Origin of the sequence: Pilosibacter sp. YYHA0881 (assembly GCF_051602715.1) — a bacterium.
Lineage (GTDB): Bacteria > Bacillota > Clostridia > Lachnospirales > Lachnospiraceae > Alitiscatomonas > Alitiscatomonas aceti.
Genome location: NZ_CP175657.1, coordinates 2,561,494 through 2,581,791, shown reverse-complemented (window position 1 = coordinate 2,581,791; position 20,298 = coordinate 2,561,494). Strand labels below are relative to the sequence as shown.

19 protein-coding genes are annotated in these 20,298 nt (G+C 52.4%); 2 read left to right on the top strand and 17 right to left on the bottom strand.

Annotated elements, in window-relative coordinates; all coding sequences use genetic code 11:
* Window positions 1-328: 328 nt before the first annotated feature.
* The 17 genes from ACI6NM_RS12065 to ACI6NM_RS11985 form a co-directional block, all read right to left on the bottom strand.
* Window positions 329-1,123 (bottom strand): hypothetical protein, encoded by a 795-nt coding sequence (locus tag ACI6NM_RS12065; protein ID WP_262427307.1) that lies wholly within the window; start codon window positions 1,121-1,123, stop codon window positions 329-331.
* 233 nt (window positions 1,124-1,356) lie between these two features.
* On the bottom strand, window positions 1,357-1,692 hold the full coding sequence (locus tag ACI6NM_RS12060; RefSeq protein ID WP_262427306.1) for a hypothetical protein: 336 nt from the start codon (window positions 1,690-1,692) through the stop codon (window positions 1,357-1,359).
* A gap of 183 nt (window positions 1,693-1,875) precedes the next feature.
* Window positions 1,876-4,779, bottom strand: coding sequence for a hypothetical protein (locus tag ACI6NM_RS12055; protein WP_262427305.1), 2,904 nt, complete (start codon window positions 4,777-4,779; stop codon window positions 1,876-1,878).
* A gap of 434 nt (window positions 4,780-5,213) precedes the next feature.
* A complete protein-coding gene (atpC, locus tag ACI6NM_RS12050; RefSeq protein ID WP_262427304.1) occupies window positions 5,214-5,618 on the bottom strand; it encodes an ATP synthase F1 subunit epsilon in 405 nt (134 codons plus the stop codon).
* Window positions 5,619-5,629: 11 nt separating this feature from the next.
* Window positions 5,630-7,021, bottom strand: a complete 1,392-nt coding sequence (atpD, locus tag ACI6NM_RS12045) for a F0F1 ATP synthase subunit beta (RefSeq protein WP_262427303.1) — start codon at window positions 7,019-7,021, stop codon at window positions 5,630-5,632.
* 28 nt (window positions 7,022-7,049) lie between these two features.
* Window positions 7,050-7,931 (bottom strand): ATP synthase F1 subunit gamma, encoded by an 882-nt coding sequence (gene atpG / locus ACI6NM_RS12040; RefSeq protein WP_262427302.1) that lies wholly within the window; start codon window positions 7,929-7,931, stop codon window positions 7,050-7,052.
* A gap of 15 nt (window positions 7,932-7,946) precedes the next feature.
* Window positions 7,947-9,449, bottom strand: a complete 1,503-nt coding sequence (gene atpA, locus ACI6NM_RS12035; protein WP_262427301.1) for a F0F1 ATP synthase subunit alpha — start codon at window positions 9,447-9,449, stop codon at window positions 7,947-7,949.
* Window positions 9,450-9,517: 68 nt separating this feature from the next.
* Window positions 9,518-10,066 carry an ATP synthase F1 subunit delta gene (gene atpH / locus ACI6NM_RS12030; RefSeq protein ID WP_262427300.1) on the bottom strand — a complete coding sequence of 183 codons (549 nt, stop codon included), beginning with the start codon at window positions 10,064-10,066 and terminating at the stop codon, window positions 9,518-9,520.
* Window positions 10,054-10,569: a F0F1 ATP synthase subunit B gene (gene atpF, locus ACI6NM_RS12025; RefSeq protein ID WP_262427299.1), complete on the bottom strand. Its 516-nt coding sequence runs from the start codon at window positions 10,567-10,569 to the stop codon at window positions 10,054-10,056. The genes atpH and atpF overlap by 13 nt, the downstream gene beginning before the upstream one ends.
* Before the next feature lie 50 nt (window positions 10,570-10,619).
* On the bottom strand, window positions 10,620-10,874 hold the full coding sequence (atpE, locus tag ACI6NM_RS12020) for an ATP synthase F0 subunit C (RefSeq protein ID WP_022272884.1): 255 nt from the start codon (window positions 10,872-10,874) through the stop codon (window positions 10,620-10,622).
* A gap of 31 nt (window positions 10,875-10,905) precedes the next feature.
* Window positions 10,906-11,598, bottom strand: a complete 693-nt coding sequence (gene atpB / locus ACI6NM_RS12015) for a F0F1 ATP synthase subunit A (protein ID WP_262427298.1) — start codon at window positions 11,596-11,598, stop codon at window positions 10,906-10,908.
* Window positions 11,599-11,618: 20 nt separating this feature from the next.
* Window positions 11,619-12,044 carry a hypothetical protein gene (locus tag ACI6NM_RS12010; RefSeq protein WP_262427297.1) on the bottom strand — a complete coding sequence of 142 codons (426 nt, stop codon included), beginning with the start codon at window positions 12,042-12,044 and terminating at the stop codon, window positions 11,619-11,621.
* Window positions 12,045-12,049: 5 nt separating this feature from the next.
* Entirely contained in the window at window positions 12,050-12,358 is a 309-nt protein-coding gene (locus ACI6NM_RS12005) for an AtpZ/AtpI family protein (RefSeq protein ID WP_262427296.1), read from the bottom strand.
* Window positions 12,359-12,763: 405 nt separating this feature from the next.
* Entirely contained in the window at window positions 12,764-13,411 is a 648-nt protein-coding gene (locus tag ACI6NM_RS12000) for a potassium channel family protein (RefSeq protein WP_262427295.1), read from the bottom strand.
* 29 nt (window positions 13,412-13,440) lie between these two features.
* Entirely contained in the window at window positions 13,441-14,808 is a 1,368-nt protein-coding gene (locus tag ACI6NM_RS11995; RefSeq protein WP_252207782.1) for a TrkH family potassium uptake protein, read from the bottom strand.
* A 40-nt stretch (window positions 14,809-14,848) separates the two neighbouring features.
* On the bottom strand, window positions 14,849-15,955 hold the full coding sequence (locus ACI6NM_RS11990; protein WP_158359384.1) for a M20/M25/M40 family metallo-hydrolase: 1,107 nt from the start codon (window positions 15,953-15,955) through the stop codon (window positions 14,849-14,851).
* Between the two features lie 26 nt (window positions 15,956-15,981).
* On the bottom strand, window positions 15,982-16,629 hold the full coding sequence (locus tag ACI6NM_RS11985) for a nuclease-related domain-containing protein (protein WP_022272891.1): 648 nt from the start codon (window positions 16,627-16,629) through the stop codon (window positions 15,982-15,984).
* Window positions 16,630-16,962: 333 nt separating this feature from the next.
* Here ACI6NM_RS11985 and ACI6NM_RS11980 point away from each other — a divergent pair, with 333 nt between their 5' ends.
* Both ACI6NM_RS11980 and ACI6NM_RS11975 read left to right on the top strand, forming a co-directional pair.
* Window positions 16,963-18,255 carry an IS110 family RNA-guided transposase gene (locus ACI6NM_RS11980; protein ID WP_262427982.1) on the top strand — a complete coding sequence of 431 codons (1,293 nt, stop codon included), beginning with the start codon at window positions 16,963-16,965 and terminating at the stop codon, window positions 18,253-18,255.
* Between the two features lie 470 nt (window positions 18,256-18,725).
* Window positions 18,726-20,267: an AbgT family transporter gene (locus ACI6NM_RS11975; protein WP_022272892.1), complete on the top strand. Its 1,542-nt coding sequence runs from the start codon at window positions 18,726-18,728 to the stop codon at window positions 20,265-20,267.
* The last annotated feature ends 31 nt before the right edge of the window (window positions 20,268-20,298 follow it).

Here is a 20,298-nt window from a genome sequence, read left to right as displayed (position 1 = left end):
GTTTCCAGTATTTCGCCCGGGTCTGCCGACATTGAAATTCCATCTGGGCCCGGCCCGTTTGGGCAGGATCCAGGACTTTTTTCTCCAGTACCCAAAATTTCTCCTGTTTTTGGGCACTGGGGATTTTTTTTGCATCTGGTACCCAAATTTTCCTGTTTTGAGGGATTTTTGCTCAAAAAATCCCGGACACTTTTTATGCATAGTTCAGCCAGCTCATTACTTCCCGTACTGCCAAACGTCAGATGATCCGGCAGATATGACTGCGTTTCCTCACCAGAGCAGCTCCAGAAGCGTGAGCTGGAAAATCCCCTGCTGGCACACAGCGCCTCTACGCCGCCGGGACCAGATGGACCTGGATGCCTCCCTGTACCTCCATCTCCAATTCTGCCTCTTCCTGCTTCTCATAGGGATTCCCGGCAGACAGCACTGCCGTTCTCAGCCGTTCTGTTACTGTTTCATAGGTACTCCCGTTCTTCATCTCATACACAAATACAAACGTGTCCGAGGAATACCCATGGTCCCGGCCGAACAGGGCCGCCGCGTACCGCTCATCCTCAGAGCTCTCCGGCTTCCGCGCCAGGACTGCATCTCCAAGAGCCAGTGTCACCGTCCCCGGGTACGCATCCCGCAGCATATGGGCCTTGATCCGGATCTCATAAGCGCCTTCCCCGGACTGGACACAGGATACCTCTGTCACGTCAAACCAGCCTGTGCCGTCTCCATATTCCATCTGCACCGGAAGTTCATCTGAAAGCTCTGCGGAAACCGGCTCCATTTCCCGGAGAACGTATACCGGCGGCCGCTTCACATAAATGACCTCCGGCGCTCTCTCACCGGCATACTGGAACCAGTACCTGTATGTCCCGGTCTGCGCTCCCGGCTCCTGGTATCCCAGACAGATCAACGACTCTTTAAATTCCGGATCTCTGGCCGCCTCCAGATACGAGGGCGGAAGAAATTCCTTTGTTTCTGAAAACGCAGCATCCACTGAAAATCTTCCTACGGATACCTCCGGCTCTCCTTTTCCCTCCCCGGCTATCAAGAGCACCCGGAGCAGGTACACGACTAACGCGGCTGTCAAAAACCTGGTCCAGAAAGTTTCATGGTGATATTCTTTTTTCATTCAGATCCACTCCTTCCTGACTGAATTGCTTTCTTTTTCGCTTTTTCTTTATCTATCTATAATATATTTTATTTCGATTTTCTTGTAAATATATGTCTTGCTTTTTATTTAGCGGAGCATTTTTTATATCATAGGGCGAACTTTCCTGGTGATATAAAAAACGGAGATGCAGATTTCTCCGCATCTCCATTCTTCCATCCCATTCTCATGTTCTGGTTTCCAAAGGATCTCCTTTACCTGATCCATGCGCCATCTGCGCCCACTGTATATCCATCCGTAGTTGTTGTCCCAGCTGCCATGGATCCCAACGGACCGCCGCTTACGGTATTGAAGAAATACCACTTGCCGCCGATCTCATGCCATCCGGTATACATATAGCCCTGGGTTCCATCGGAATACGGATGCAGATAATACCAATGTCCGCCTTCGTTCAGCCACCCTGTCTCCATATAGCCGTCGGCGTTGAAATAGTACCAGCTGGAAGCGCCGTTCCATACTAGCTCCGCCCATCTGGAAGCCGGCCACGTTCCATCATTATAACGGAACCACCAGCCAGTGTCATTCTTCACCCACTCGCCAGTCTTATTCGCTGCCTTGTCCTCCAGATACCACCGGCCGCGGCCATAGGAGGAACCAGAACTGCCGCCAGAGGATATTTTTTCCTTTTCGTTGGTAAACGTCAGCTTAAACTCGCTTAAATGCCAGGTGCTGATCGTGATGAACTTATATCCATTTTCGTTCTCGATCGTATACTAGCCGATGCTTTCTCCTTCATGCTCCACATTGGCATACTGGTCCTCCACCAAAGACGGTACCGGAAGCCGGAACCTAAAGGAAAGCCGTCTCGCCAGCTTATCGGAAGAAAGATCCAGTTCTTCCTGGGTTCCAGAGATCACCTGGCCATTCTCGTCCAGAAGGACTTTGCTGGCGTTCACCTCGAATACCATGGTCTTGGGAAGCACCTTCACGCCTGTCACATTTCCGGCCGCATCCTTTTCCACGATCGTTTCATAGGATATGCTCTTGGGTGTCTGTGACAGAGAGATCCGGGCATGCTCGCCCTCTTCCAGCAGACCATTGCCCTTTACTGCCGCAGCCAGATCATGAACTGCATTCTTATTGCCCACAACCGCCTGGTTTTTATCCAGATCCATCACAGACTGGTCAGCCTCCTCCACCTTCTGTGCAAACTGTTCTTCGGAAACAACACCGGAAACCTCTTTAGGAAGCTTCGGTGTCTCCACGGTCAGTTCGCTCACATCAACACTGGCGCCTCCGTCCTCTGCTCTGGCTTCCTCAGAAGCGTCAAAGACGATGACCGGATACGAGGCCAGGACCGTTCCGCTGGGAAGGGCCACGCGGACTACTGTATTTCCGCTATCTGCCGCAGACAGCTGGATCTTAGCCGCTGCTTCGTCCATTTCTGCCTTTACGACCGCTCCGTCTTCCTCTTTCACTTCCACAGAGCCGCCATGTTTTAATACGTTCCTTACAAAAACTGGAAGATCAATATTAGCTTCCTTCTTATCCTTCGTATCCAGATAAACCGTTTCCGTTTCCACCTGGGGAATTGTTACAGCAATCTTTCTGGATAGTGTTGTTTCTTTTGTTTCTCCATTGGCCGCCGGATAGGAAAGAACGGCATAGATCTGGCCTTCTGCGTCCGCTGCCGGTACATCGATGGCCACATACTCGTCCACATTTCCGGTGGATACCATAGTCTCTGCATCAAAATCCGTATGTACAATAATTCCCAAACCTTCTGGATCCTTTCCAGTATAGTTGGAAACCTTTGTCTCTGCCTGGAAGGTCTGGCCAAGAGTCACCGTTTCCGGCACTGCCAGAGAAACCTCCGGCGCTTCTACGGTAAAGGACGTGCTGCCCTCTGCGCGGTTGTCAGAAGCCTCGTCCTCAAACCGGACCGATGCTGTGGCATTTCCTGCGCCCACAGCTTTTGCCGTCATTTTCCTCGGCTCAGAGGTCTCGATCTCAGCCACAGAGCCGTCGTCGATCGTCCATGTGTATGCTGCGTCGCTGGCTGTGGCGGTAACCATTCCAGACGTTTTCGCCGCCTTCTTTGCCGAAGCGGTAAAGGAAATGATATCGCCGATCTTTGCCGTCTCAGGAGCTGCAGTCACAAGGAAATCTCCGCCAACACTCACATGGACCGTATCTGATACGGTATATTCTTTTCCATTGATGGTTTCCGTATAGGAAGCGGTCACAGCCGCCGCACCAATGTCATTGCCAGTCAGAACCGCCCGGGTCCCGTCCTCACTGGAGGCTTCCACCGAAACCACAGATTCATTATCACTCTCCCACTGGATGGCATTGGACGGAGAAGCCATGGGAACCAGGAGTTTTACTTCTGCCCCGACCTCCTTCTCCCCATTCACTTCCAGCTTTACATTTTCCGTATCCGCTGTTACAGAAGCCGGTGCGGAGGTTACCGTCACGCCGGGAACCGGTTCCGCAAGAAGATCCGGAACAACGCCTTTATACTGAACGCCGGTCCTATTCGCCGTATAGTACGGATATTTTCCATCTTCGCTGGGCGTACCCTTCGATGCTGCCGTGATACGGATGACCGTATCCAGATTTCCGTCTTCCTTAAATCCGTAAGAAGCAAGGATGTCTTTCTGGTTTTCTGTTGAACCAGCAAACCGGCTGTAAAATTCTTTTACATGCTCCTGGATCGACTGGAACCCGCCGAAAACAGCGCGATACTTAAAGTTTTCTCCCAGATAGAGATCCGCATCTTTTACGATTCCGTAGTTGATATCGCCAAATCCCCATTGGGAAATTCCCTCCGCTTCCGTCTGGTTATACTGGGAGCCAGCAGAAATCACGCCCTTGACCTCGCCCTCAATGAAATTCATATCCAGGCTTTCGATCAGAGTACGCTGGCATCCGGCCACCTCTCCAATGGTCACGCCCGGGCCGTTTACATTCAGCGTTCCCTTGGCAAGAGTGCCGTTCGTTGCGCCAGGCATAACCGATTCCCTTACGGTCGCATTACCTTCAATATTGATGGTCAGATCATCTATGGATGTATAGCCAAAGCACCCGAAAACATTTCCAACAACAGCATTATTTTTAACGGTGACTGTTCCCGTTCCGATATGCTGTTCACTGGCCTTGGAGAACGTGCCGTTTCCGCTGGATATCGAACGGTTGGCATAAATGATATCTACACTGCCGCCCTCCACGGTGATCCGGGCATCCTCCACATCATACGTCTTTCCCGCTGCTTTCTCTCCGCTGGAAGAGCCGATCAAATATGTGACAGCTCCGCTTTTCATCGTAATCTGGGTGGACGGCAGATTTCCTTCTATCCCGCCGCCGACGATGGCAGTATACTTGTCCTTACCCTTTCCTTCCACCTTGACCCAGGTATTATCATAGGCCGGATGGCTGTCCAGATGGACATAGGTGCTGCCTTCGTACTCTTCTACGGTCACTGGATTTCCATTGGCATAGTACGAGGTTACTGCAGCGTTGCCATAGGTATAGGTATTGGACACCACCGTAATTCCGGTTTCCACACGGCTCTCGCCCTGGATTCCCAAGGGTTCCGCCAGTGCCGGGAAGGCCGTCATGCCCATTACCATAGAGACCGCCAGCATCGCCGACACGATCCGCTTGCACTTTCTCATATTGCATTCCTCCTTATATATTTGGGGAGCAAGAACCAGGGGAGTACGGCACTGAAGGACATAAATCTGTTTATGTCAAGAGCCATACAGCACATATGGATTTTACAGTATAAACGGCACTTATTTCAGCAGATTCGCCTGCCGCGCCCTTGAAAAAGCTATGAAAAATGGCTATAATACTTACAGGATGCAAGAAAACTCAAGAGAATCTGGTGCCTGATATAAACAGATTTATCGGATGTTTGATTTTGCATCTGCCTCCACAACGCAATCTCCCCGTCCAATGCACAAAAAAGCCTGGAAAAACGGCCTTTGTTTCCAATTTGCCGTCTCTCCAGGCTATTTTTACAATCTGCTCATCCGCTTCCCGCCAGCGGCGCATTTCGTCTTACAAAAAGATTAATGCGCCCTGGCCAGGATAGGAGAACGTATTCTTAGTGCTCCTCCACCAGTGAAAGCCGCACCAGCGCACGCTGAAGCGCCGCCTCGGCCCTGGCGATATCCGTTTCCGGGCTGTGCTCCGTGAGCCGCCTCTCGGCGCGGATCCTGGCTTCATTGGCCCTGGCCCCGTCGATCTCCTCCGGCCATTCACAGACCTCGGCTAAGATGGTCATCTTCTCCGGAAGGATCTGAAGGAATCCGGAAAGGAGCGCCGCCTTTTTCACCTGGCCGTCCTGATGGATCTTTAAAACGCCCGGCGCCGCCGCTGTGGTCAGCGGGATATGCTGGGGGTAAACGCCCAGCTCGCCGTCTGCGGTATTCAGCTCCACCATGGACACATCCCCGTGGAAGAACTCCTTATCAGGCGTGATCACCTGAAGCTTCATCGTTTCCGCCATGTTCCCACCCCCTATTTCACGCGGGCAAGAACGTCATCCATATTTCCTGCGTTCAGGAACAGGTTCTCCGGAATATCATCGTGCTTTCCTTCCAGGATCTCCTTAAAGCCCTGGATGGTCTCGGAAAGCGGCACATAACGGCCCTCCAGGCCGGTGAACTGTCCTGCGACGAAGAACGGCTGGGACAGGAATCTCTGGATCTTTCTCGCTCTGGATACGGTCAGCTTATCCTCCTCGGAAAGCTCGTCCATACCCAGCATGGCGATGATATCCTGGAGCTCCTTATATCTCTGGAGCACCTCCTGTACGCCCCGGGCCACCCGGTAATGCTCCTCGCCCACGATACGCGGGTCCAGGATACGGGAGGTGGACTCTAAGGGATCCACTGCCGGATAAATACCCAGCTCCACGATGGAACGGCTTAAAACAGTCGTTGCATCCAGGTGGGTGAAGGTATTGGCCGGAGCCGGGTCCGTTAAGTCGTCGGCCGGAACGTAAACCGCCTGTACGGAGGTGATGGAGCCGCTCTTTGTGGACGTGATCCGCTCCTGGAGCGCGCCCATCTCCGTCTGTAAGGTCGGCTGGTATCCAACGGCTGACGGCATACGGCCCAACAGCGCGGACACCTCGGAGCCTGCCTGGCTGAAACGGAAAATATTGTCAATGAATAAAAGTACGTCCTTTCCGCCTTCGTCACGGAAATACTCCGCCATGGTAAGGCCTGTGAGGCCCACACGCATACGCGCTCCCGGCGGCTCGTTCATCTGTCCGAATACCATGGTGGTCTTATTGATAACGCCGGACTCCTGCATCTCATAATACAGGTCGTTTCCTTCACGGGTGCGCTCGCCTACTCCGGTAAATACAGAATAGCCGCCGTGCTCCGTGGCGATGTTCCGGATCAGTTCCTGGATCAGAACTGTCTTTCCAACGCCTGCGCCGCCGAACAGACCGATCTTTCCGCCCTTCTGGTAGGGGCATAACAGATCCACGACCTTGATGCCGGTCTCTAAGATCTCCGTCTCCGTGGACTGGTCCTCAAAGCTGGGGGCCTTTCTGTGGATCGGAAGCTTCTTTTCTGTCTGCGGCTTCTCTTTATTGTCGATGGGCTCGCCCAGTACGTTGAAAATACGTCCCAGCGTATTCTCTCCCACAGGGACCATGATCGGTCCTCCGGTGGCCACGGCTTCCATACCGCGGACAAGGCCGTCTGTGGGACCCAGAGCGATACATCTTACCGTATCGTCACCAAGATGCTGGGCAACCTCCACCACAAGCGTGCCCCCGTCCTTCCTGGTGATCTCAATGGCGTCATTGATCTCAGGAAGTCCGCCCTGGGGAAACTTAATATCCAGAACGGCACTGATGACCTGAGTGATCTTACCAATGCTTTTCTCTGCCATCCTCTTTCTCCTTGTTTTGATTTTAATTTTACCCTTCGATCGCATTCGCTCCGGCGATGATCTCCGTCAGCTCCTGGGTAATGGAGCCCTGTCTTGCACGGTTATACTGCAGGGACAGCTTCTCGATCATCTCCTCGGCGTTGTTGGTGGCCGAATCCATGGCCGTCATACGGGCCCCGTTCTCACTGGCCACCGCCTCTAAAAATGCGCCGTAGATCAGGCTGCTGACGTATTTGGGAATGATCGCGTCCAGCACCTCCGTCTCGTCGGGCTCATAATTCATAAGAAGGAGGTCCGGCTTTAGGCCCTCTCCCTCTGCGCCGCCCTTAAGCTCCGCCGCCTCCGGATCCACCGGAAGAAGCTTCATGAACCGCGGGATCTGGCTCACCGTATTCTTAAAGGACGTATAAGCCAGATAGATCTCGCCGATCTCCTGTTTTTCAAAAAGAGACAGCAGCTCCCTTGTGATCTCCATGGCGTCGGAATACAGAGGCTCGTTGATCACATCGGAATGATCCGCCGCGATCTCATAGCCCTTTCTGGCCAGCGCGTCCCGTCCCTTCCGTCCCACGGCAAAGATCCTCACATCCTCCGGCTTCAGGCCGCTGCCGGTCACCAGGCGCACCACGTTGGCATTGTAGCCGCCCGCCAGTCCCCGGTTGGAGGTGATGACCACCACCGCCTTTTTGGGGGACGTTCCCGGTTTTAAATATCTGTGACTGATCCCCTGGGATTTTAAGAGCATTTCCTGGATCGTGCTGTACATCATATTGAAATACAGCCTGGAATTCTCCGCCCGGGTCCTGGACTTCTGGAGCTTGACGGTGGCGACAAGTTTCATGGCTTTGGTGATCTGCTCCGTACTCTCGATACTGGATTTCCTGCGTTTAATGTCTCTCATGGTTGCCATGCTCTGTCACCTGCCTTATCTTGCTGCCTTGCACTCTTCAATGGCTTTTTTAAGAAGCTCTTCGGTCTCCGGCTTCATTTCCTTCGTTTCCCGGATGCTCTTCGGGATCTCCGGATATTTTGTGTCGATATACTGGAACAGCTCCTTTTCAAACGCCAGGACCTCGCTGGTGGGAATATCCAGAAGATATTTCTTCGTGGCCGCGTAGATGATGATGACCTGGTATTCCACCGGCATGGGCTGGTACTGGGGCTGCTTTAATACCTCGCGGATCCTCTCGCCCTGGGCAAGCTGCTCTTTTGTGCTGGCGTCCAGCTCGGATCCGAACTGGGCAAAGGAAGCTAACTCCCTGTACTGGGCCAGCTCCACACGGATGGGAGCCGCGATCTTTTTAATGGCCTTGATCTGAGCCGCGCCGCCTACACGGGACACGGAAAGACCGGCGTTGATGGCCGGACGGAAGCCGGAGTTGAACATCTCCGTTTCCAGATAGATCTGGCCGTCGGTAATGGAGATCACGTTGGTGGGGATATAGGCGGAAACGTCGCCCGCCTGGGTCTCAATGATGGGAAGGGCCGTTAAGGAACCGCCTCCCAGGTCGTCGGACAGCTTGGACGCTCTCTCCAAAAGTCTGGAATGCAGGTAGAAAACGTCTCCCGGATACGCCTCACGTCCCGGCGGTCTCTTTAAAAGCAGGGACAGGGTACGGTAAGCGGCCGCATGCTTACTGAGGTCGTCGTAGACCACCAGCACATCCTCTCCGTTCTCCATCCACTCCTCGCCGATGGCGCAGCCCGCATAGGGGGCAATATACTGTAAGGGAGCCAGATCCGAGGCTGTGGAAACCACCAGGGTGGTGTAATCCATGGCGCCGAACTCCTCCAGGGTCTTTACGATGGAGGCCACTGTGGAGGCCTTCTGGCCGATGGCTACATAAATGCAGCGAACGCCGGTTCCCTTCTGGTTGATGATGGTGTCGATGGCGATGGCCGTCTTACCGGTCTGACGGTCGCCGATGATCAGCTCACGCTGGCCCCGTCCAATGGGGATCATGGCGTCGATGGCCTTGATTCCGGTCTGAAGGGGGGTATCCACCGATTTTCTCTCGATCACGCCGTGGGCAACACGCTCGATCCTGCGGTACCGGTCCGTATGGATCGGGCCCTTGCCGTCGATGGGCTGCCCCAGGGCATTCACGACACGTCCGGACATGGCGTCGCCCACCGGAACCTCCACCACGCGTCCCGTGGTCTTTACTGTGTCGCCCTCGCTGATGCTGGAAGTATCGCCCAGGAGAACCGCACCCACGTTGTCCTCCTCCAGGTTCAGCACCATGCCGTAGATCTCTCCCGGGAACTCCAGAAGCTCTCCCTGCATGGCGTTTTCAAGACCATGGATACGTGCGATTCCGTCTGCCACCTGAATGACCGTTCCCACGTCAGAAACTTCCAGTTTTGTCGAATATCTTTCAATCTGCTCTTTAATGACCGAGCTGATCTCTTCTGGTCTTAAATTCATTTGAGGTCTGCACCTTCTTTCTATTTACGGTCTGCAGCCTGCCGCTTCTGCAGCCTGCCGCTTGCATCCTAAGCCAGCTGTAATTTCATAAGATCCCTGCGGATCTCCTCCAGCCTGGTTTTGATGCTGCTGTCCACCACCCGGTCGCCGATGCGGATCACCAGCCCCCCAAGAAGGGACTCGTCCACAGCGTATTCCATTTCCAGACTTACAAAGCCTGTGGTTTCCAAAAGCCGCTCCTCCACACGCTTTTTCTGGTCCTCGGACAGCGGTAAGGCGCTGGTGACGTTCACCACGCCGATCTTTTTATATGCCTTTACCCGGTCTGTAAAATGATCACAGATGGGGATCATGTCATTCTGACGGCCTTTTTCAATGACAGTCACAAGGAACCCCAGCAGACCCTCGGAAAGCTTTCCGGAGAAAATGGCCTCCACCACCTTCTTCTTTTCTTCCTTTACGATCTGCGGATGGTTCAGAAACTGCGCCAGATCCGGATTTTCCAGGAAAATGGTCCGCAGGGCACAGATCTCCTCGTACCACTGGGACAGAACGTCCTTTTCCATGGCCTCTTCAAACAGCGCGTCTCCGTAAACCTTTGACACTAGCTTTGCCATGTGCTCTCACCCATTTCCTTTAAAGTCTCCTGGATCAGGGAATCCTGGATCTTCACATCCATGGACGCTGCCACGGCTTTTCCGGCCATCAGGGATGCGATGGATACGATCTCTGTCTTCACATCCTCCAGGGCCTTCTTCTTCTCCAGGTCGATCTCCCGGCTGGCCCGTTCCAGGATCCGGCCGGCTTCCGCCCTGGCCTCCTCCAGGATCTCGGCCTCCTGCTTCTTTGCCTTTTTCCGGGCCTCGTCCAGGATGGCCTCCGCCTCCTTGTCAATGGACCGGAGCTTTTCCTCATACTCAGCCTGAAGCGCCAGAGCGCTTTCCCGGCTGGACTTTGCCGTCTCCAGGTCGCCGGCGATCTTCTTTCTCCTCTTCTCCAGGTAGTCCCTGGCCGGATTGAATAAAAGATAGGACATCGCAAAGAACAGGATAAAGATATTGATTCCCGTGATCACCACATCGTTGATCCATTGAGGGTCAAAATTGATTAACCGTTCCACGGTTTTGTCTCGCCTCCTTTTCTTCTATGTTCACTGGGAAGCCTGAAAAATCAACCGAACGGCTTAACGAACATAAGAATGATGGCGACTACCAGACCGTAAAGACCTGTGGTCTCGGCAACGGCCTGACCTAAAAGCATCGTGGAAGTAACGTCAGACTTGGCGCCCGGATTGCGTCCTACTGCAGATGCGCCGAAGCCGGCGGCAATACCCTGGCCGACACCAGGTCCGATACCGGCGATCATTGCCAGTCCGGCGCCGATGGCGGAACAGCCGTAAATAAAGTCCTGTCCAGAAATATTCATAATAAAACCTCCTGAATAAAATTTTTTGTGATTACAATTTGTCGTTTACGTATACCATGGTCAGCATACAGAATACATACGTCTGGATGCAGCCTGAAAACAGGTCACAATAAACGTGCAGCGCCGCCGGTATACCGATCTTAACGAAAATCGGCATCATCCCGTACCACAGCCCCAGGATGATCACACCGGAAAGCATGTTTGCGAACAGACGGAGTGAGATGGAGATCGGATTTGCAAATTCGCCGATCAGGTTGATCGGGAACAGCACCGGAAGCGGTTTAAACAAACCGGTGAAGTGACCGACTCCATGGTTTTTGATCCCCTGGTACTGGACGATCGCGAAGGTGACCAGTCCCAGTAAGAACGTCACGCCAAAATCCGCCGTAACGGTCCGCAGGCCAAAAAGTCCGCTTAAGTTACAGAACAGGATGAACAGAAAGATCGTGCCGATATAATTGGCAAACCGTCTGGCCGACGGCCCCAGGATCCCCTGGGTCATCTTTTCTAACATCTCCACTCCCAGCTCCAGGATATTCTGGAATGTGCCGGGAACCTCTGTGGCGCGCTTCATGGCTCTGTTCGCGGCAAAGGCCAGGATCAGGAGTACAATGGTGATAATAGTCATTCCCACCGTCGTCGTTGTGATCCACAGCTCCTGCCCGAACAGATGGTATTTCATGATACCATGTATCATAAAATCCGCTTCACTGCCACCACCCATTCTTTCGCCCTCCTTTCTTTTTATGATACGCTGTCTTTTCCGTCAGGCCGGCTGCATCCGGCCCTCCGGTCTGCGATCCTGCGCACTACCGGGTAAAGATAAGCCCCTGTCTTTAGTCCCAGTATTCCCGCCACCAGGGATAAAAGATTGATCTCCGTAAATTTCCAGATCAGAGCGATCCCTCCAAATACGGCCAGACTCCTTAAGAGAGCATGGGTCACCATCTTTTTTCTGGCGTAAGCTTCATCGGCCGATGCCGCGCACAGCTCCGTTGAATAAGCCATGCTGAGAAGCCACAGCTCGGCCGCCGCCATCCCCGTAAGGATACCAAAGAAGACCGGAACGCTCCGGAACCAGATCAGGCAAATTAAAAAAAGCACCAGGTTATGGAGAACAATGCCCACGGACATGAGGATGACCTGTTTTTTTGTCTCGTCACTCATCATAACAGTCACCATCCCTTCCGTTTATTCCGGCCGGCACCGTCTCCGGTCCCATACCGCTTTTTCCAGTTCTCTTCCCGTGCTTTTTCTTCCTTTTCTTTCTCTTCCTGTTCCCGCTCGATGGTCCGCCGCGCCATTTTATAGGCGCTTAAGCCCCCCGACAGGATCCCCAGGAGCAGAAAGAGAAGCGTAAGGCTGGTGCCGAACCGCCGGTCTGCCCATACGCCGGCCGCCACGCATAAAAACACAGCGGTCAGGACATTGAGTCCCAGCTGGCTGATCAGCACCAGATTTTCAAATCCGTTTTTCTTACGCACCAGAGCCACTCCTTCTTCATTTTTGCGCATGAGAGTATTATACTCGATTTTTGCGCCTTTGTCCATTTCTAAGCGGCGCTTTTGCTGAAATTCTTCACTCTGTCCCGGTTCTTACGCATTCTCAACAAAGCGCAATGAAATGTTAAGTTTCTTTATTTTCCTTTTATAGTTTTTCCATACTTACGTCACAATTATCCGGTATACTAAAGCCATAAAACAAAAACAAGAGCCCGGAGGCGAAGAAACGCGCGTTCCAGCTTCCGGGGTCGTCTAACAACACTTCCCGTCTCCACATGAGACAGGGATTTACATACAGCTTACATAGTAACTCTTACATCCCCCTTTTTAGTATTTGTGAAAAGAGCCCCGGTTATGCCGGAGCTCTTTTTATGTGTCTCTTTTCTTTTACCTCATCAGCGCTTTGATATCCCTCTCGCTGCCCATGACCATCAGAGTCTCTCCCTCTGTGAACACGTGCTCCGGCCCCGGCATGGGGAACAGGTTCCTTCCATGGCGGATGGCCAGGATATTGATATTGTGGCGGGTCCGCACCTGGCGCTCCAGGATGCTGTGGCCGGCCCAGCCGTGAGGCAGCTCGATCTCATAGATCCCGTATTCCGGCGTCAGCTCCACATAATCAAAGATTCCCCGGGCTGTTCCGTAGCGGACAGCCAGCCGCTCCGCCACCTCCCGCTCCGCGTAGACCACATGATCGGCCCCATTCCTTAAAAGGAGCTTTTTATAAATATCCCGGGTAGCCCGGGCCACCACATACTTCGCCCCCAGATCCTTTAAATGCACCGTGATCTCCAGGGCCGTCTGAAAGCTTTCTCCAATTCCTACCACGCAGACATCGTAATTCCCCACCCCCAGAGACTGCAGGAAATCCTCGTTGGTGGCGTCTCCGATCTGGATATTCTGGATCACCGGGGCCATTTCATCCGCCCTGGTTTCATCTTTTTCCACCGCCATCACATCATTTCCCTGCTCCTGGAATTTAATTGCCATATGACGGCCAAACCGTCCAAGTCCAATGATCAGAACAGATATCATAATTTCCTCCTCTTATTAACAATGCTGTATCAGCCCACCTGGATCTTTTCCAGGGGCTTTTTCGATGCCACCGGAGGCCGGTCCGAGGCGAAGGCCAAAAGCATGGTCAGGGAACCGGCTCTTCCAAAGATCATCAGAAAGGCCAGCACCAGCTTGGACACCATGGACACCTCCGGCGTGATCCCCAGAGTCACGCCCACCGTGGCAATGGCCGATGTGGTCTCAAACATGGCCGTCAGCACCGGGATCCCCTCGGCCGCAGATAGCACCAGCGTAGACAGAATGATCAGGATCAGATACATCATAAAGATACAGGAGGCCGTCCGGGTGATCCCGTCCTCCAGCCGCCTCTTAAAGCATTCCACATTTTTCTTCTGACGGAATGTGGAAAAAATGCTCAAAACTAGCACGGCCGCCGTAGTGGTCTTCATTCCTCCGGCTGTGGATCCAGTGGAGCCGCCCACCACCATCAGACAGATCATAAGGAAGATACTTCCTTCCCTGAGAGCCGCCAGGTCCACCGTATTAAACCCGGCCGTCCGGACCGTCACCGACTGGAACAGGGACGCCAGGATCCTGTCTCCCAGGCTCATACCCTCATAGGCCTCCCCGGTAAGCTCCAGAAGGAACAGCCCCAGTGCTCCGCCGGCCAGAAGAACTGCCGTCATAAAAACCACGATCTTTGAATGGAGCCTCAGGTTTTTAAACCGGAACCTGGAATCCAGAAGATCCAGCCACACGAAAAATCCAAGGCCGCCAATGACGATGAGTGCCATAATCACCAAATTCAGATACCAGTTTCCTGCTTCTGCCGTCAGCGAAGAAAATGGTGTTTCTGCACCCATCAGGTCAAATCCTGCGTTGCAGAAGGCGGACACCGAATGGAATACCGAATAATAAAGGCCCTTAAAAAGCCCCAGCCGGGGGCAGAAATAAAGAGCCAGGGCCGCCGCCCCCAGGCCCTCGATCAGAAGCGTCCCCTTCAGGATGAACCTGGTCATACGGACGATGCCGCCTACCTGGGGCGCTGCCACCGCCTCCCGCATAAGGATGCGGGAGGACAGGCCGATCTTCTGGCCCGAAAAGGTATGGGCGGACAAAAGGATCGTCATAAAGCCCAGTCCCCCCACCTGGATCAGCAGGAGCAGGACGATCTGGCCGAACAGGGACCAGTGGGTATACGTATCAAAGCGCACCAGACCCGTCACACAAGCCGCCGAGACTGCCGTAAAAAACGAGTCCGTCACCGGCGTCACGATCCCCTCTCTGGAGGAGACCGGCAGCATCAGAAGGACCGTTCCTATTAAAATCACCGTAAGATATCCCGCCAGAAGCATCCGCGTCGGCGAGCGTCTGATGGATCTCAGATCCAGTTTTCGTTCCAGCTTTCGTTCCAATTTTCAAAACCTCTGTCTTTCTTCTTCCGGCGGCATTGCTTTAATTGGTCAGCAGGTCCAGCACCAGGGCCGCACACTTATTTAACTCTTCCACCTTCAAAGTCTCCTCTGTGGTATGTACCTTTGTCATGCCCGTGGAAAGCACCACTGGCTTGATCCCATGGAGAGCCATCACATTGGCGTCGCTTCCGCCGCCGCCCTTTTCTGTGGAGGCCGGGATCCCCAGCCGCCCGCAGGCTGCAAACACCCGCTTCACCAGCTCGTCATCATTATCCACACGGAAGCTCACATAATTTGTGGAAAGGTCGATATCCAGGGATGCGCCCAGCTCCTGGCAGGCCTCCTCCAGGCATTGCTTCATATGGGCAGCCTGGGCGTTTAGTTTATCCAGGTCCCGGCTCCTGACCTCGGCGACCAGCACCGCCTTTTCCGGAACGATGTTGGTGGCATACTCAGATCTTAAGGTTCCGATATTGCAGGTGGTCTCCTCATCGATCCTTAAAAGATTCATTTTCGCGATCCCCTTTGCAGCCGCCTGGATGGCGCTGATCCCGGCTTCCGGAGCCAGGCCCGCATGGGAGGACCGGCCTGTAATGGTGGCATTTATCTTGATCTGGCCAGGTCCGCAGGTCAGGACCTTTCCCGTATCTCCGCCCGCATCGAAAACCATGGCCTCTTTCCCCTTAAGCATGGAATAATCCATATTTTTCGCGCCGTTCATTCCGCCCTCTTCTCCGATGGTAAAGAGGATGTCTGCGCTTCTGTGGGGCAGATCCTTTTCCTTAATAACAGCCAGGGCCTCCATAATGGCCGCAATGCCGGATTTATCATCGCCTGCCAGGATGGTGGAGCCGTCGGTGCCGATAATGCCGTCTTTGATCACAGGCCTGATCCCGTTTCCGGGAGCCACCGTATCCATATGGGCACAGAAGATCGTGGGATCTCCCGGGATCGTGCCCTCTAAAAATGCATGGACATTAAAGCCGTTGGAGCCAAAGGCCTCTCCTGCCCGGTCGGTCTGGACCTCAAAGCCCAGAGCCTTCAGATCCTGTACCAGCCGCTCTCCCATGGCCTTCTCATTCTTTGTTTCACTGTCGATCTGGACGTACTCTAAAAATGTGTCCAGAAGTCTCTTTTCGTTTATCATAGAATACCCCTCCTGTAAATTATATATTACGCGTTCCCGGTCCCGGCGGTCAGAAGTCCCTCCACCGCGGCCGAGGCCTTCTCCACATCATACGCAGCCTCTTTTGGGAGCCCCTGCTTCTTATACCAGTCCTTTAATTCCTGATATGTGGTAGAACAGGACCCATATCCCAGATACAGCTCCGGGATCTGGTAATTATCTGCAAAGACCACCAGAGGAGTTACCGTTATCTTCTCCATCCCCTGGTCTTTTAACGCATTCTTTATGAGCTCCGCAGCCGCATTGAGCTCAAACAGCGGATTCTTAAACTCTTCCTTTCGTTTCGGGTCTTCCCGCCTCCACATTTCGCCGTCGGGCTTTCCGTAGATCTTTGTCCCCCACCCGTAGGCTCGCACCAGGCGGATCCCGCCCCGGTCCAGAACGATCCCGTCCAGGCTCTGGCCGCCGTCCTCTGTCTTCAGGGTCACATTTTTATAGACCCTGGAGGGCTTCTTTCCCAGCTTCCCCAGCCGTTTCATTACTTTATTTACAGCTGTTTCATGGTTCCTCCGGCGATTCATGCATTTTGCCGCCACGACAAATACCGCGATCCCCGCCAAAAGGAACAGAAAGAACGACAGATAATCCGCTGCCGTGTGCAGCTTCCAGAGCTGAAAATTTCCCCCGAAGAACATACCGCAATCCCCCTATTTTCAAAATTTCCCCTTTATTTTATCATGGTTTCATACCAAACGCAAGTTTGTAACAAATGCCCAAAGGTATTCTTGTTTTTTATAACAAAAAAATTAAATTGATAAAATTTCTATAAACTTTTCCTGGCTTTTTCGTCATTTTCATAGTATGATAAGAATATCAGCAGAGCCATGTCCGTGGTTCTGCCAATATAAGATAGGAGCTTCCTGTATAATAAAAAGCGTAGACATTGAAAATTGAAAATACCTCAGAGTACAATAAGACTACTGACTGGCAGGTTAGTAAAAATCTTATTATACAGAGAGGTATCTACAATGAAGTCTAACACACAGAATGCAAAAATTGAAGCTATTACAGAAAAAACTTTGGTACTCGGAATTGATGTCGGAAGTGAAACGCACTATGCTAGAGCTTTTGATTACAGAGGAATCGAGTATTCGAAGAAACCATTTAAGTTTAGCAACACAGAGGCTGGATTTGTGACATTTAAGGAATGGATCCTGGACCTCAAAGATAGACATGAGAAGGAAAAGGTGGTTCCAGGTATGGAACCGACCGGGCACTACTGGTTTAATCTTGGAAAGTTTCTACAGGATAATGAAATGAAACCGGTTCTCGTGAATCCTCACCATGTGAAAAAATCAAAAGAACTCGACGACAATAATCCAACTAAAAATGACCGTAAGGATCCGAAAGTTATAGCAGGATTAGTGAGAGAGGGACGTTACATGATCCCATACCTGCCGGATGGTGTTTACGCTGATCTCAGAACAGCATCAAACATAAGATTCCAGTTACAGGCGGAACTTACAAGAATTCAAAACAGGATCAGTCGTTGGTTCAATATATATTTTCCCGAATATAAGACGGTATACGGAAAGCCGGATGCCAAGAGCGGAATGCTGATCCTTAAAGCAGCACCACTTCCTGAAGATATCCTGACGTTAGGTATCGATGGGGTGAACCAGATCTGGCGGGATGCGAAGTTAAGGGCAGTTGGAAAAGCGAGGGCGAAGACCCTGATAGAAGCTGCTGGGCACAGCGTTGGAAGCAAAGAAGGTGCGGTGTCTGCAAGAATGGAAATCCGAATGCTTCTGGAGGACTATGAATCCAGAAATATGCGTCTACAGGAAGTTATGGTTCTAATTGAAGAACTGGTAAAAGGGATTCCGATGGCTGAAAAGCTGTTAGAGATCAAAGGAGTGGGAATCAGGACAGTGTCAGGATTTCTTGCAGAAGTAGGTGATATCAGCCGCTTCAACAATCCGAAGGAACTGCAGAAGCTTGCAGGATTGGCATTGGTTGAGAATAGTTCCGGAAAGCACAAGGGCGGGACAACAATAAGCAGACGAGGTCGAAAGAGACTCAGATACCTGCTCTTTGAGGCTGCAATGTCGCTTGTGGCGAAGAACCCGGAGTTCAGAGAACTCCATAATTATTACACAACCAGAAGACGGAATCCATTAAAGAAGATGCAGTCACTTATGGCGGTTGCAACCAAGCTGATACGTGTCTTTTATGCGATGCTGACAAAAGGTGTGGATTATGATCCCAAAAAGATGGTCAGTGATATCAGGAGACCGGAAGCTTATCTGCAAGCAGCATAAGAAAAAAGTAACTATAGTGGAGGCTGTCATGTGGGCAGCCACTGAATCAGGCAGAATGTAGCAGATAACGTCCACTAATCACAGTGCTGATACAGGAAGCAAGTCAGTAATCAACAATACAAAGAATGAGCCAGTAGTCGGCAGAAATAGTCACCATGGGGCATATGACCCCGTTAAGGAGCATAGCTGACACCCTGGTTATGGGCAGGCAGGACGAAGGAAGTTAGGACCTCTGGAGACAGAGATGATCCTGGTGGATATAGGAGGTTAGCTGCCATAGAGGGATGGGTATACACAAGGCCAGTAAAGCGGAAATCAATGACGTTTTATTTCGTATACCTTTTAACCACTATTTCGGTACTTGATACATCGAAATGCTCATAGCTTTGGCTTATTCACTGAGATATAAAGGTTGAAAAACCTTGAATTTTCAATAAAAAACACTTGATTATATGAGGAGGGGTTTTCACATGAAAGACAACACGACTGCGAAGAAAGTTTCAAAGATCGACCGACTGATCAACGGCATTGAAGCTGTCTGCAACAAGCTGCCGCCGCCGGCCATCCTTTTCTGCTGGCTGTTCCTGTTCACTGCGGTGATCGGCGCGATCTTCACCATGACCGGGCTCACGCTTACCAATCCGGCATCTGGAGAAGCCGTCACATCCGCCAACCTCTTCACCACCGAAGGCCTTCACTGGTTCCTGGACAATATGGTGAAAAACTTCACTGGCTTCGCGCCTCTGGGCCTGGTAATCACCATGACCCTGGGCATCGGCCTCTGTGAAGAATCCGGAATGCTCATCTCCCTTTTAAACAGCTCCTTAAAGAACGTTCCGGCTGCCCTGGTTCCCTATGTGGTAGCGTTCATCGGAACCGTCGGCAACATCGCTTCCGACACTGCCATGGTGGTGATCCCGCCCATGGCCGCCATTGTATACATGGGCGTGGGCAAGCACCCCGTTGTGGGTATGATGGTTGGCTACGCAGGCGCCCAGGCCGGTTTTACCGCGAACCTGATGGTAGCAGGAACCGACACACTGCTCCAGGGCCTTACCAATGATGCCATCAAGGCGTTCATGCCAGAAACCACCTTTGCCGTAGACGCAACCTGTAACTGGTTCTTCATGATCGCATCCACCTTCCTCTGCTCCCTTGTCATTGGATGGTGCTCTGTACATATGATCGAGCCGCGTCTTGGAAAATACGAGGGCTCCGGAAACGCCAAGCTGGATGAAGTTACGCCCCAGCAGAAAAAGGGCCTTCATGCGGCAGGAATCACAGCTCTCATTTATATGGCCCTGATCGCCGTACTGTTCTTTATGGGACCGCTGGCCGGCGAAAACGGAAAATTTGTAGGCTCTCCGTTCCTTAAGGGACTGATCCCGATCCTGTTCGTCCTGTTTTCCATCTGCGGACTTTCCTATGGATATGTTTCCGGCAGCTTTAAAAACATCAACGACGTCAACAAAGCGATGGCCAAACAGATGGCCGGTATGGGCTCCTATGTTCTGTTCTGCTTCTTCTGCGGACAGTTCCAGGGTCTCTTCAACTGGACCAAATTAGGAACGCTGTTAGCCATCGGCGGCGCTGACTTCCTGGAGAACGTCGGCTTCACAGGTATTCCTCTGTGTGTTGCTTTTATTCTCCTCTGCTCCTTTGTCAACATTTTTGTATCCTCCGGTTCTGCCAAGTGGGCGATTTTTGCACCGATCTTCGTGCCCATGTTCATGCTCCTTGGCTATCATCCAGGCTTCACCCAGCTGTGCTACCGCATCGGCGACTCCCCGTTCAACTGCTGGACCCCCATGTCCGCATACATCTGGATGATCCTCAGCGTAGCGCAGACCAAGTACGTTCCCAACTTAAAGATCGGTACCCTGATCGCCAATATGATCCCCATGTCCATCGTGCTTCAGATCGCATGGATCATCTTCCTGGTGATCTGGATGCTTCTGGGAATCCCCTTCGGCCCCGGCGTTGGGATCTATCTGCCGGCAGGCGTTATGTAACTGGTTCCATTCAGCCATTCCCGGCTGAGGC